The organism is Trichocoleus sp. DQ-A3, from assembly GCF_039961975.1.
GTDB lineage: Bacteria > Cyanobacteriota > Cyanobacteriia > Cyanobacteriales > FACHB-T130 > FACHB-T130.
Genome location: NZ_JAMPKC010000002.1, coordinates 425,864 through 439,938, shown reverse-complemented (window position 1 = coordinate 439,938; position 14,075 = coordinate 425,864). Strand labels below are relative to the sequence as shown.

Sequence of the window (14,075 nt, the reverse complement as noted above, 5' to 3'; positions counted from 1 at the left end):
AAGAATACCAAGATCCAATTTTCACCAAGTTAGGTGAATCTAGATTTGAGAAAGTTTCACTAAACTTTTCTCAAATCTATTTTGTCCTTACTTTTTTGTTGATCGGTAGTGGGGAATTGTGCCCTAACTTTCCCCCTAAACTGATTGCTCAATCAATTCCTACGATGGTTGCGGTGATTGTTGGATCGGAATCTCGATCGCAAATTCTGCTCCTTGTCCGGGTGCCGAAATGCACCGCAACTGTCCCCCATGTGTCTCTGTCACTATCTGATAGCTAATCGCTAATCCCATCCCGGTTCCCTTTCCAACCGCCTTGGTGGTGAAGAACGGGTCAAATAATCGTTGTTGAATCTCTTCAGCAATACCTGCGCCATTATCTGCAATCCGAATCGCAATTTGTTTTGATGCCAAAACTTGCGTGCGAATTGTAATTCGGCTGGGCGAAGCTTGCCTATCTTGATAGCTACGCTTGGCGTTGAACTCCTCTATGGCATCAATCGCATTGCTGAGGAGGTTCATAAATACCTGGTTGAGTTGTCCGGCATGGCACTCAATTTTAGGTAACTGACCATACTCCTTGACAACTTCAATGGCTGGATGATCTGGCTTCGCCTTAAGACGGTTTTGCAAAAGCATCAGCGTGCTATCAATGCCCTGGTGAATATCCACATCCTTGACTTCTGATTCATCCAAACGGGAAAACACACGCAGCGAGTAAACAATATCACGAATACGCTGAGCGCCAACTTGCATCGAGGCAAGGAGTTTGGATAAATCTTCTTTGAGAAATTCCAGTTCCATGTCCTCTGCTTTGTCTTGAATCTGGGGCGTGGGCTGAGGATACTGCTCTTGGTACAGCTGAATCAACTCTAGTAAATCTTGGATGTAAGAGCTGGCATGAATGAGATTGCCGTAGATAAAGTTGACTGGATTATTGATTTCGTGGGCAATGCCTGCCACCATCTGACCCAAACTAGACATTTTCTCGCTCTGCACCAGATGGAGTTGGGTCTGGTTAAGTTTCCTCAGCGTTTGGTTGAGCAGTGTAATCTGTTGTTGGGTTTGGTTGTACAGCTGAGCCTGAGTAATAGCAACTGCTAACTGATCGACAACTGCTTTGAGTAATTCCCGATCTAGTGGACTTAGGGAATGAGCGTGCAAACCAATGAGATAGCCGCAGCAGCCATCTAGAAGCGGGATAGGGAGTGCAAGGTAGGCGTGAGCTTTTAACTCTAGAGGTGTTTGCTCTAACTCAGCATCAACAAACAACAGATGAAGTGCTTCTGTCTGCTGTAGACAAGCTGCTATGTCTATACACGAATTGGACTGAAACTTTCTTGGCTGAATCGTCAATGTTTGGGCGTGAGAGTCGCCAACCAGCTCAAGGGTTTGGGATTGGGGATCGTACCAGCCAAACAGCACTCTATCAAGCTGTGTTAAGGTTGCCAGTTCTGTAACCGTCGTCTGAACAATGGTTTGTAGCTCTAAAGATTCTCGAATGCGACGCACCAAACGGTTGAGTAGAGCTTCCTGTTCGGCACGAGTGCGAGTTTGCTCAAACAGCTGCACCTGTCGCCATGCACCAATTAGGGCAATCAGCAACAATCCGCCTAAAACGGTCGCTAGGAGGTTGAGTGCGCCTAAGTTAGATTCGATGTTCTGGCGAGGAATAACCAGTGCAATTGACCAATCCGCTTCCTTTAGGGGCACGTAGGCAACGTAGTTCCAGCTGTCATTGACTCGTATTAGTTTAATCCCTGCTTGTTTGGCAACCATTGACTGGGCGATCGCTGCCAGTGCCGGATTGGAAGATTGTAAGAAGCTGGGTGCCTCATGCTCTGCGGAGCCAATCATCTTGGGGTCAGGATGGGCAATCGCCACCCCTGTGGAGTTGAGTGCAAAGGCATAGCTGCCAGCTCCCTCTTGGAGCCTGCTGACTACCTGAATCACTCGGTCAACTTTAATCGCTCCACCCATTGCTCCCAGCACTTGAGTCCCTGAATCCCCCATAATTGGAGCGCTGATATTGATTTGTAGAAGGCCTGTGGTGCGACTGACTACGGGATTCGCGGCACTGACTTGCCCTGACATTGCCTTGATAAACCATTCCCGGTCTTTAATATTTTTGCGATGAGGACCGACGCTGGTATTCGCACCCCAACCCTCGGAGTTGACAATTGACAGCTGGTGAATTTCTTTAAACCGTTGCAATTCCGACTTTAAATAAGGCTGGGCGACTGACCAATCTATAGAGCGCACGAGGGGACTGTTCGCCAGCATCTCTACCTCAGTCTTCCGATTAGATAGCCACTGGTCAATCTCATCTCGTCCCTGCTGGACTTTCAGTAAGGCTTGTTGCTGGAGGTTCTCCAGAATCAGTCCCCGCACAACCTGATAGCTAACTACAGCGATCGCACTCACCCCCAAAGTTGACCCTGCCAGTATCGATAAAACAATTAGGTCACGAGGTTGCCATCTTTGCTTGTAGCGATGCTGCTTTTTTGGCAGCCTTAACCAAAACGCTTTAGAAAAATTGAATTTCCCCAATTTGGGAAATGCTTCCCGGCTACTTTTTTGGCTAGCTGAGTTAGCCTGGTTGTTTAGGATGGACACTCTTACTGCTACCTGCTATCGACTTGAGAAATAGGAGATTTCCAAGGAATTTAAGATTGCAAAAGTTGAAAGAGTTCAATGTTATGCTCCACAATCAGCTAGTTTTCTCTAAGAATCATATGGAGATGTTCTGCTCTCGCAACTCTTTTACCTGTAAATTTAGATACTACCACCGGATAATTGAACCAGCATTGGCACAATTGCTGAATCTTCATCCTGTTAAAAATCTCAAGTTTAAAGGTCAATTGAATAAATTCGATTCTTCCTCAAGTCGCGAGCAATGAGCGTGTCGAGGGAACTCAAGCTCAGTGCGGCTTAGGGTTAACAATGGATTCGCAAGTTAAGCTCGCATCTTTTCCCTTTTCGGGCAGGGCATTGGGAAAGGATACCTATATTTTCCAGCTTTACAGATATATCGCACATTCTGCACCCCTACTGTCACAATCGGTTATTTCGGTTTTTTTATCTAACAAAGGTGATTTATGATACAAAAAAAATGTAAATATGTTTTGCGATCGCAAGCCCAAAATTTTTAAATGTCGAAAATTCGGAGTATGGCAGTTTAGGTTGTGGAATGGGGGTTAAATCAGCGTGCAGATAGCGGCTGGTTGTGCAAGCAGCATTCTTCCGCTCCAGGGTCGCCTGCATTAGATGGTACGGGGAGAGATCGCCTGTGAAAATTGACCTGTTCAAAGACAGTTACTTAGTGATAAAAATCCTTTCTGTCAATGACTAGGAGGGGAAGAGAATGAAGAGAAACTAGCCCCATTCTGGCTAATAGATGGAAGGATATCGCACCGGCTATCGTTCAATTTTACGCATTAAGATAGAGGGATTTGTGCCCAAGAACCACACTTGAACAGCTAGAGGTGGCGGGGTTAGTCCGCGAGACTCGCCCGCGGCTTGAACTTTCACAGGAAAAGTTCGCAACGCTACTTGGGGTATCGTTCCATAGTGTGAATCGATGGGAAAACAAACGAACGTGCCCCTTACCACTCGGTTGGAAGCAGATTGAAACACTGCTGCAATCATAATGGGGGAACAGGTCGAAGACGACTAGCCAGGTATTTCGAGGAGCAGGAGTTGCGCCAGTGACATTTGCAGACAAAGGAAGGGCTGCTGACAGCATTTTTGTTGCAGGCGGCGAAATGGGGAATTTGATGCGATCGCTCGATTGGTCGCAGACTCCCTTAGGAGATGTAACCTACTGGCCCCAAAGTTTGCGGAGCGCTGTCAGCATTTTGCTGCCTTCAAAAGCTCAGATTTGCCTGTTCTGGGGAACTGAATTGATCGCGCTCTACAACGATGCTTATCGCCCTGCTTTGGCATCGAAGCATCCTTGGGCGCTGGGTCGCCCTGCTCGTGAGCTGTGGAGCGAAGTTTGGGACGCGCTCAAACCCTTGCTAGATGGAGTTGTCACGAGTGGAGAAGCATTCTGGGCGCGAGATCATTTGTTCTTTCTCAATCGCTACGGGTACAGCGAGGAAACTTACTTTGATGTATCCTATGACCCCGTGCGGGACGAGAGCGGGGAAGTCGGCGGCGTTTTTTGCATCGTCAGCGAGACAACCGGGCGGGTTCTGGGCGATCGCCGCTTACAAACATTAAGCTTACTGGCGAGCAAAACAGCTCAAGCCAAGACGGTTGAAGCTGCCTGTAGAACGGCAATTCAGGCTTTAGCCACCAATGCTCACGATATTCCGTTTGCCCTGCTCTATCGAGTGGAGGCAGATGGCAAGCAAGCGACTCTGGTGGAAACGGCTGGATTCGAGGCAGAAACTGTTTCAACGCCAGCAATCGTAGACCTGACTCAAGACAATGACCGATGGGGATTGAGACGAATTCATCAGACTGGGCAAGCCGTTATTGTTGATGTCGCAACTCGCTTCGGGACGTTACCGAAGGGCACCTGGGACAAGTCGCCTGCTGCTGCTTGGGTTGTGCCGGTGACTCAATCAGGACAACCTCAGATTGTTGGGTTTTTGGTGTTGGGAATCAATCCCCATCGAGCCTTTGAGAATGAGTACCGAGAATTTTTTGATTTAGTAGCAGGCAATGTCACGAATGCGATCGCGAATGCCCGTGCGTTTGAAGAAGAACGCCAGCGAGTGGAAGCACTGGCAGAACTGGATCGCGCCAAAACGTCCTTCTTCAACAATATCAGCCACGAATTCCGTACTCCCCTGACGCTGATGCTATCGCCGCTAGAGCAGACGCTAGCCGAATTAGAGGGAAGCATTCCGACCAAAGCGCGATCGCAACTCGAACTGGTGCAGCGCAACGGGAAGCGCTTGCTGAAGCTCGTCAATACCCTGCTCGATTTTTCGCGCATTGAAGCCGGACGCGCTCAGGCAAACTACCAGCCAACCGATTTGGCAACCTATACGGCTGAATTAACGAGTCTATTTCGTTCTACCGTTGAGCAAGCGGGACTGAAACTTACGGTTGATTGTCCTCCCTTACCAGAACCGATTTATGTAGATCGGGATATGTGGGAGAAGATTGTGTTGAATCTGCTCTCGAATGCCTTTAAGTTTACGTTTGAAGGAGAAATTGCGGTGGTTCTGCGTCCGGTCGGCGACCATGTGGAACTGATGGTGCGCGACACGGGTACGGGTATCCCATCTGCCGAGCTTCCCAAACTGTTTGAGCGGTTTCATCGCGTTGAGGGGGCACGGGGACGCACCTTTGAAGGTACAGGAATCGGGCTATCGTTGGTGCAGGAACTCGTGCAGTTGCAAGGTGGAGCGATCGCTGTTGACAGTACGCTGGGTCGGGGCAGTACCTTCACGGTTCGATTGCCAATGGGAACGGCTCATTTGCCGAGTGATGACATTCACTCCAGACGCGCCCAAGCCTCCACCGCTTTTGGTGCAATTCCTTATGTTGAAGAAGCTTTAGGTTGGCTACCCGAAGAAAATGCAGCGCCGAGGTTGCAGACCGCAGAAAACGCTCAACGAACCTCAGATGCTCCAATCTCGACGGCTACCGCCCGGATTCTGCTAGTCGATGATAACGCCGATATGCGCGACTATCTGCACCGCCTCCTCAGCCAGTTTTATCAGGTGGAAATGGCGAAAGATGGCGAAACCGCTCTAACTGCCGTATATAATCGTGCGCCTGACCTGATCCTCAGCGATGTGATGATGCCAGGAATGGATGGTTTTGAGTTGCTCAGGCGGTTAAGAGCTGATGCCAAAACTCGCGAAATTCCATTTTTGCTACTATCTGCTCGCGCCGGAGAAGAATCGGCTATCGCAGGACTGGAAGCTGGAGCCGATGATTATCTGGTGAAGCCCTTTAGCTCCGGTGAATTGCTTGCCCGCGTCGCTGCCAATTTAGAACTCGGGCGATCGCGCCAAGCAGCTAATCAGCAGCGCTTTCGCTTCCTGGCTGAATCTATTCCCCAAATGGTTTGGACGGCTGATGCCAGCGGTTGGGTAGATTATTACAGCCCCGGCTGGTTTGACTACACCGGATTGACGTTGGAGCAAATCCAGGGGAGCGGTTGGCAAAACACACTCCATCCAGACGATCGGCTCCGGACTATTGAAGCGTGGACTCAATCCACTGAAATGGGCACAAACTACGATATCGAACATCGTTTGAGAAGGGCAGATGGAATTTATTGTTGGCATCTCACCCGCGCCCTACCCATGCGCGACGAAAACGGTCAAGTCATTCGCTGGTTTGGTACCTGCACGGATATTACCGAGCGCAAACAAGCAGAAGAAGCTTTGCGAGAAAGTGAGGAGCTAAAGCAAAGCATTCTAGAGAGCAGTACTGACTGCATCAAAGTCTTAGCGTTGAACGGTGAAATTCTCTACATCAATCCTGGTGGGCTGTGTCTTTTAGAAATCGACGAGCCGAAATCTATCCTTTATCGCGTCTGGGCTGATTTGTGGGAGAGCGAAGATTATGAAAAAGCCCAAGCTGCGATCGCCGCTGCCACAATTGGCAACATCTCTCAATTTCAAGGCTATCGCCCTACCACCAAGGGCACACCGAAATGGTGGGATATCATTATTACGCCGGTGCGAGATGCCCAGGGACAGGTGGTGCAACTGCTTGCTATTTCACGGGATATTACGGAAGCGAAGCGCATTGAAGCCGAACGCCAACAAGCTGAACTAGCGCTGAGAGAAGCCCATGTGCAGTTAGAATCTGCTTTGGCAGCGGGAGCCGTCTACACTTGGCGCTGGAGTATTCCCGGCGATCGCGTCAGGGTCAATGCTGCGTTTGCTCGCCTGTTTGCTGTAGACCCGGTGAGTGCGACATCAGAAGGCTTGCCGATCGAGTTCTTTATCAACTCCATGCACGAGGAAGACCGTCCTCGCGTTTCAGTTGCAATTGAGCAGGCGATCCACACAGGTGAGGAATATGCTGCTGAGTACCGCGTTCGGACTGTCAGTGGTGAGGAACGTTGGCTAACGGCACGGGGTCGAGTTGAGTATGATGCAGCAGGGAAACCTGTTTCTTTTCCTGGCGCACTCGTCGATATTACCGAGCGCAAACAAGCAGAAGTGGCCTTGCGCCAATCAGAGGAACGCTATCGAACGCTGTTTGAGTCCATTGACGAAGGCTTTTGCCTCATCGAAATGCAGTTTGATGCAAATAACAAGCCGATCGATTACCGCTTTTTGGAGACTAATCCGGCGTTTGGGAAACAAACGGGACTCGAACAGGCAGCGGGCAAAACGGCGCGTCAGCTCATTCCAAATCTTGAAAAGCACTGGTACGAGATTTACGGCAAAGTCGCCCTAACAGGTGAATCCATTCGCTTCGAGAATGGTTCCCAAGTGATGAACCGTTGGTTCGATGTTTATGCGTTCCGCGTTGGGCAGCCGGAGAGCCGAAAAGTTGCCGTACTGTTCAAAGATATTAGCGATCGCAAGCGTAGTGAAATCGAACGAGAACAAATTCTGCAACGAGAACAAGCCGCACGGGAAGCTGCCGAACAGGCAAATCGCATTAAAGATGAGTTTCTAGCCGTACTGTCTCACGAGTTGCGATCGCCTCTCAACCCGATCTTGGGCTGGTCTCAGCTACTGCAAAACCACAAGATGGATCAAGTGCGAACGACTTATGCCCTACAGATCATCGAACGCAATGCCAAACTGCAAGTGCAGCTCATTGATGATTTGCTCGATGTTTCTCGAATTCTCCAAGGCAAACTCAGCCTCAATGTCGATCCGGTCAATCTAGCAACCACCATCACCGCCGCACTAGAAACTGTGCAGTTAGCCGCCGCCGCCAAATCGATTCAAATTCAAACAATTTTGGAACCAGAGGTTGGGCAAGTTTTAGGCGATTCAGGTCGCTTGCAGCAAGTCATTTGGAACTTGTTATCCAACGCCGTCAAGTTTACCCCGTCAGGAGGACGAGTTGAAATTCGCTTAGAGCAGATTGAGGCTGAAGCTCAAATTACGGTCAGCGACACAGGTAAAGGGATTCTCCCCCAATTTCTGCCCCATGTCTTTGAATACTTTCGCCAAGCTGATAGCGCCACGACTCGACAATTTGGTGGATTAGGATTGGGCTTAGCGATCGTCCGTCAAATCGTTGAATTACACGGTGGCAGTGTTCGTGCAGATAGCGCTGGGGAAGAGCAGGGAGCCACTTTTACGGTGAAATTTCCGTTGATGTCGCAGCACTCAACCATTCCTCAAATCGTTCGCGAGTCCAAATCTCTCTCAGGCTTGCAAGGTATCAAAGTGTTAGTGGTAGATGACACGACAGATATGCGCGAGTATGTCGCCTTTGTCTTAGAACAGGAAGGGGCAGAGGTTGTGGCTGTCGGTTCAGCAGGGGAAGCTCTTGCCACGTTAGCTCAGTTTCAGCCAGCGGTGTTGGTGAGTGACATCGGGATGCCCGAAATGGATGGGTATATGCTGTTGCGGCAAGTGAGACGGTTGCCCGCAGAGCAAGGCGGTGAGATTCCGGCGATCGCTCTCACGGCGTATGTGGGGGAACTAAATCAACAACAAGCGATCGCTGCCGGATTCCAGCGGCACCTTTCTAAGCCGATCGAGTCAGCCGCGTTAATTGCAGCGATCGTCGATCTCATAAAGAATGCAAATTAAGACTGCTTGCTTAGTGGTTCAATACTGCCCCTTCTGGGCTTTTTGGTGAGGGATTAGGAGTGAAGTTTCAAATGTATTTCACTCAAGCGACTGCTATCGCAATCCTATTTAAGTTGTGAGCCAGTCCTTCCGATACCCGACTTCTATCTCGAAGTCGGGTATCTCAGCTTTAGGAATTATTTAGGAGTGCTATATATATTTTCTTTTTTCTGGACAAGGGTAGCAGCGGATTGTGGATATTAGAGGTCGGTAAAGTTTGTTGCGACAGGTTTTCTAGGAACGTGGGCGTGTCAAGTGCCGGTTTAAAGACGAGGGGGGAAAATCAAAATTTTCTTCTATTTTTGTTTTATTTAGGCGATGATTCGCACTCTTTAAAGCTTCCTTTGTCGGGGGGTGAGTGCAGGTGTCTTAGAAACCTCTTGCCAAGAGCTTAATCTGGTTTACCCAGGTTAAACACCTGCTAAAAATTTTTGCCCCCCGGAGTCCGGATACCGTACCAGGAGATGATCCCCAGGATAGATGAACAAAACCTATGTTCAGTTCTATCTTTATTTATCAGAGCGGTCAACACGCTTAATATTCGGTCTTAGGGCATTAGCATCTCGCAACCAAAAAGTTTCATTAACCACATCTTTTTTTAAGGTTCGGGAAGCTCAAAGTTAATTTATTTTTTCAGATTGTGTTCGCCTATACATTCGCTTGAGTGACCAAGGCTTCAGGGGTGTACTTTTTGTGAATAAGGAGTTTAATAAAATGCGAATGAATACTTGCCATTGTTGCGGCAGTCCTCTTCTACGTCATGCGCGCCAAAATGGGGTTTATTGGTTTTGTACTTCATGCCGACAAGAAATGCTGCCTGTAGCCCTGGATCAAACACTTCCACTTCATCAAGCGGTTCAGGGAGCGCGATCGCTTTCTCTGAAACTGGTAAAACCATAAAACAGTTCCCTTCCCTTATTTGGGAAGGAAAAAATACCTAACTGTTAGATAAAGAAAAACTGAAAAGTCCGTTTTTAGCCTGGTTCTACTGTTCCCAAGCTGAACCTGGAAACCAATTTGCCGTCATGTCAGGCGTCAAAATTCATCTGCCCTGATAAAATCAGCTTGGACTCGGTTAGGGGCAGTGTTTCATGCTGGCAGCGGTACTTTACGGACAAACGGATCTACGCCTAGAACAGGTCGCTGACCCTACTCCCTCTGCTGGTGAGGTGGTGATTCAAGTGGCAGCGGCAACGACTTGCGGCACCGACCTGAAGGTTTGGCGGCGCGGCGGTCATGCAAAGATGCTGAAGCCTCCCACCTTGTTTGGTCATGAGGCAGCGGGGCAGATTGTGGCGGTAGGAAGCGGAGTCCAAGGTTGGCAAGTAGGCGAAGCCCCAAGGGGGCGACTCCGGGAAGGAGTTCGCGTCGTTGCGAATAATTCTGCTCCTTGCATGAATTGTTTCTTTTGTCAACGTCAAGAATATTCTCTTTGCCCTAACTTGACGTGGAATAACGGCACGTTCGCACAGTATTTAAAAATTCCCGCCCCGATTGTGCAACACAACCTGTTGCCCATCCCAGATGACTTGCCCGATGCCTTGGCATCGATGACTGAACCATTAGCCTGCGTGCTGCATGGGGTAGCACGTTCTAATGTAAAGTCTGGCGATCGCGTTGTGGTGCTGGGAGATGGGGCAATTGGGCTGATGTTTGTGGCGGTACTGGCGCATCAATCGGCGTCAGTGTTGCTCTTTGGGGGAAATGACCAACGGCTGGAAATTGGGAAAAAGCTAGGCGCTGTGGAAACGTTTAACTATCATCATCTGACAGATATACCGAGTGCGGTAAAAGAGCGAACCGACGGCTGGGGCGCAGATGTGGTGATAGAAGCGACGGGTGTACCCGCAGTTTGGGAGAGTGCGATCGCGTGTGCCCGTCCGGGTGCTACCGTGAATCTATTCGGGGGATGTCCGCGCGATACCACCATTACCGTCAATACCGAACAACTCCACTACAGCGAACTCACTCTAAAAGGCGTTTTTCACAACACCCCAAAATATGTACGAGATGCCTTATCTCTATTGGCGAGTCGCGCCATCCCCTTGGAATTGCTCATCAGCGAACATCAGCCTTTAAAGCATTTAGAGCAAGTGTTCCAAGATATGAAGAATCGTAAGGTAATTAAGGTTGCTATCGACCCCAGCATGGCATCTTAAGAATAGGGATAGCTAAGAACAGGGTGCTGATTGGTGAAGTGTGTTTGCAGGTTTAAGGTCTAAATGAAAAGCGTTAAATTTTGGTCAGTTCTGTCACTGGGAATTTTACTAGCATTAGGAGCCACTAAAAGTGCTGACGCCCTACCCGGACAGAAAACAGAAGAAGTGATTGCCTGGATTAATTCTAATCCCACTCTTCGACCTTCTACAGGCGATGGTCTATTAGTGCAAAAGACCAATACAGCCGCCCAGCGATTTACTTTTCTCGCAACTGTCCTTCCTCCCGGTAGAGTCACTTTTCTTAAAGATCGAGGCACGATTCGCAGCGAACGCTTTTCTTTTTTTGACATGGTTAATGGCGTAACGCCACAACGTCTAAAAGAATCGCTGCGGGTAATCTATGGCCCAGATATTTATCAAGACTACGACCGTTCCCGAATTGTCTACGAATATCCCACACCACAAACTGTAGACTTAGCTCGTCGGCAGCGGCTTCCGCTTTTGGCGGCACAACAGGGTGAACTGCGCTTAGGAGATCGATTTGGCTACTGGATGGAAATTGCCCAAACCAAGGAAGGGAAGGCGTATAACGGTCAAATGGTCATTTTCTTGAGAGAGGATTTAGACAAGTTGGAGACGGAACTGCGCGATCGCTAAATTACAGAAATGGCAAATTGCGAATGACTAAATGCCTTAAAAAATTAGCAATTTGTCATCTTAATTGAGTTGCGACCGACCTAAAAAAATAGAGACGCGATTTATTGCGTCTCTACTAAATCATGAGTGTAATCCGTAGCGGCATTGGTCGTTTACAAGGACTAGTTATTTTTACCCTTGTCTTTGTTCTTTCCTTTTCCTTTGCCATCAAATTGTGTAGTGCCAGTGTTTTCAGGAGTTAATACCTGTTGGCTTGGTGTCTCTATCGATGGCGCAGTGGATGCGGCTGGTGATGGCTTTGGAACTTCCGCTGGCTTTAGCGCTACAACCAAGCCGGTTACAGCAGTGAGAATGGCAGCAGTTGCGGTCATAATGCCCGGAACGGTATGAAACCATCCCTGTGATTTTGGTTCTTCAGACATCGGTGAATTTCTAGAATTTCCTGTTAATTTAATACGGCTAATTACTCGGATTTCCGAATAAACGGTGCGAGTATAACAAATGCGATCGCGTCCGGCAAACGGGAAATATACCAGATTTCACGCTATCTATCGCTTTCCTCTCCCGCCTGCAAATCAGGGAGATGCACGCCAAAACTTGATTTTGTTTTCTGGTTCTTCGTGGCTACTGCCAACAGTGGGGGTGAAACTCTCTCCGAGGGTCGCTAGAGTAGATGGTATCCCAACACGGCTAAATCAGGATAAAGCGACAAGGCTAGGAATCGCTAACCAACGAGAAGACCTGATATTTTTGGGTTCTGATAGAAGGTGTATTCATGAGCAGCAAACAAGACTACACTGCACAAATGCTTGACGGATGGATTTACCAAATCGTACCGGGACGCTACGGGCATCATCTGGAGATTTGGAACCCGCAAGGCAATTCATATCGCAGCTTAAAGGCTTTTGTGCAATACGAGGAAGCTGTAGCATTTGTCGAATCCCTAATTGCTTTGAGTAATCACGAAAGCCATTGGGTTCCTAACAACGAGGACAGCGTTCGCTTTGACGGGATGATGCAACAGCTAGTTTGCGTCGAATGCGACGACTTTATCTATCAAGAGTGGCACGTTAAACCTTATGAAGATTCTGACAACAACTGGAATCTTTATGCCATTAATCCAGTCATTGGGAAAACCGAGATTTTACTGAAGCGACAAGCAGATTTACAGGAAGCGATCGCTCTGGTTAAGGCTAAGATTGATGCAATTGAACCGGGTGGCGTGCCAGCAAGCGATCGCGCTAACGTCGTAGCAACCAGATGCTAAGCCTGAAGCAAAGAGAGCACCGCTACACCAAGGCAAAACTAGAGCTATTTTGCTTGTTTCGTTTATTGGGTTTGTTTCAAAATTCAAAATATTGTTCGCGCACTACTATCACTCTGGTAAAATAATAAAACCAGAGTGATAGAAGAAAGTTAATCAGAAATCAAAATACTTTCTAAGCCCATTTCTGGTTTTGGATATTGTGGATTCATTGCTTCAAGGGTGTCAGCAATTGTCCTGGCAATCACTAAATTGCGATACCATTTATTGTTAGCAGGCACCACATACCAAGGGGCATACTCAGTCGAGCAATTATTAATTGCATCCTCAAACGCCTTCTGGTATTCATCCCAAAACAGACGCTCCTTCAAGTCGTTGCTAGAAAATTTCCAATGCTTATCTGGATCTTCTAAACGACTTTGTAACCGTCGTTTTTGCTCGTCTTTAGAAATGTGCAGAAAAAACTTGATTACCGCAATGTTATTAAGCGCGAGCATATGCTCAAACTCATTAATAATGTGATAGCGCTCCCGCCATACATTCTCCGGTACCAGTTGTTTCACCCGGACAATTAACACATCTTCGTAATGCGAGCGATTGAAGATAGTAATCATTCCTCGTAACGGCGTCCGCTGGTGATAACGCCAGAGAAAATCATGACCTGCTTCTTCTTCACTAGGTTTTTTGAATGACCAAACCTGGCAACCTTGCGGATTTACACCACCAAATACGTGTTTAATGGTGCCATCTTTGCCTCCTGTATCCATCGCTTGCAGGACAATGAGTAGGCTGCGCTGATGTTCAGCATATAGACGTTCTTGTAAACTTTGAAGGCGCTGGCGCTGATGTTGCAGTTCCTGCTCAATATCTTTCTTATTTTTATAGTCTTCCGAAGCATTCGGATCGACAGATGCTAAGACAAACTGCTCTCCAGGATGAACCCGATAGTGGGGATAATTGGGTTTTGGGGGTGGAGAGTCAACGACAATTTTTTCGGGTGCCATTTCAAAAGCAACTTTGGCTGTTGCTTTTGCAGCCGCTTGTTGAGTCTTATGTTCTTCTCCTGTAGACGCATCGGTAGTTATCGAACTATTGTTTGGTAGATTGCTTGATTGGCTCATGGTATCTCCTTATTAAAAAGCTTTCACAGCAGCACATTTAATCTTCAGGAAATGGACTTGACAACGTCTGGGAAATTGTGAATTTTGAAATTCTCATGAAAACTTTTTGCCTATTTGCTTTGGTTATTTACCAGACGGG

9 protein-coding genes are annotated in these 14,075 nt (G+C 48.0%); 6 read left to right on the top strand and 3 right to left on the bottom strand.

Annotated features, from left to right (window positions below; translation table 11 throughout):
- Window positions 1-159: 159 nt before the first annotated feature.
- On the bottom strand, window positions 160-2,613 hold the full coding sequence (locus NDI44_RS05200; protein ID WP_190412652.1) for a cache domain-containing protein: 2,454 nt from the start codon (window positions 2,611-2,613) through the stop codon (window positions 160-162).
- An 869-nt stretch (window positions 2,614-3,482) separates the two neighbouring features.
- Between NDI44_RS05200 and NDI44_RS05195 the strand changes: the two genes are divergently transcribed.
- The 5 genes from NDI44_RS05195 to NDI44_RS05175 all read left to right on the top strand — a co-directional run bounded on the left by NDI44_RS05195 (window position 3,483) and on the right by NDI44_RS05175 (window position 11,551).
- Window positions 3,483-3,647 (top strand): helix-turn-helix domain-containing protein, encoded by a 165-nt coding sequence (locus NDI44_RS05195; RefSeq protein WP_339380422.1) that lies wholly within the window; start codon window positions 3,483-3,485, stop codon window positions 3,645-3,647.
- A 114-nt stretch (window positions 3,648-3,761) separates the two neighbouring features.
- Entirely contained in the window at window positions 3,762-8,696 is a 4,935-nt protein-coding gene (locus NDI44_RS05190) for an ATP-binding protein (RefSeq protein WP_190412882.1), read from the top strand.
- 759 nt (window positions 8,697-9,455) lie between these two features.
- A complete protein-coding gene (locus NDI44_RS05185) occupies window positions 9,456-9,635 on the top strand; it encodes a hypothetical protein (RefSeq protein ID WP_347275937.1) in 180 nt (59 codons plus the stop codon).
- Window positions 9,636-9,826: 191 nt separating this feature from the next.
- Window positions 9,827-10,894: a zinc-binding dehydrogenase gene (locus tag NDI44_RS05180; RefSeq protein WP_190412649.1), complete on the top strand. Its 1,068-nt coding sequence runs from the start codon at window positions 9,827-9,829 to the stop codon at window positions 10,892-10,894.
- A 63-nt stretch (window positions 10,895-10,957) separates the two neighbouring features.
- On the top strand, window positions 10,958-11,551 hold the full coding sequence (locus tag NDI44_RS05175; RefSeq protein ID WP_190412648.1) for a hypothetical protein: 594 nt from the start codon (window positions 10,958-10,960) through the stop codon (window positions 11,549-11,551).
- Window positions 11,552-11,712: 161 nt separating this feature from the next.
- Here NDI44_RS05175 and NDI44_RS05170 read toward each other — a convergent pair whose 3' ends face one another.
- Complete coding sequence (locus NDI44_RS05170) at window positions 11,713-11,973, bottom strand: hypothetical protein (protein WP_190412647.1); 261 nt, start codon at window positions 11,971-11,973, stop codon at window positions 11,713-11,715.
- 353 nt (window positions 11,974-12,326) lie between these two features.
- Between NDI44_RS05170 and NDI44_RS05165 the strand changes: the two genes are divergently transcribed.
- Window positions 12,327-12,818 (top strand): hypothetical protein, encoded by a 492-nt coding sequence (locus NDI44_RS05165; RefSeq protein WP_190412646.1) that lies wholly within the window; start codon window positions 12,327-12,329, stop codon window positions 12,816-12,818.
- A gap of 149 nt (window positions 12,819-12,967) precedes the next feature.
- Here the strand turns inward: NDI44_RS05165 and NDI44_RS05160 are convergent, their stop codons facing one another.
- The gene (locus NDI44_RS05160; protein WP_190412645.1) at window positions 12,968-13,936 is read right to left on the bottom strand and encodes a polyphosphate kinase 2 family protein; all 969 of its coding nucleotides are present in this window, start codon (window positions 13,934-13,936) and stop codon (window positions 12,968-12,970) included.
- Window positions 13,937-14,075: the final 139 nt, after the last annotated feature.

Coding starts and splice junctions, on each gene's coding strand:
- NDI44_RS05190 (WP_190412882.1), top strand. CDS start 3,762: ATGGGGAATTTGATGCGATCGCTCGATTGGTCGCAGACTCCCTTAGGA.
- NDI44_RS05185 (WP_347275937.1), top strand. CDS start 9,456: ATGAATACTTGCCATTGTTGCGGCAGTCCTCTTCTACGTCATGCGCGC.
- NDI44_RS05180 (WP_190412649.1), top strand. CDS start 9,827: ATGCTGGCAGCGGTACTTTACGGACAAACGGATCTACGCCTAGAACAG.
- NDI44_RS05175 (WP_190412648.1), top strand. CDS start 10,958: ATGAAAAGCGTTAAATTTTGGTCAGTTCTGTCACTGGGAATTTTACTA.
- NDI44_RS05170 (WP_190412647.1), bottom strand. CDS start 11,973: ATGTCTGAAGAACCAAAATCACAGGGATGGTTTCATACCGTTCCGGGC.
- NDI44_RS05165 (WP_190412646.1), top strand. CDS start 12,327: ATGAGCAGCAAACAAGACTACACTGCACAAATGCTTGACGGATGGATT.
- NDI44_RS05160 (WP_190412645.1), bottom strand. CDS start 13,936: ATGAGCCAATCAAGCAATCTACCAAACAATAGTTCGATAACTACCGAT.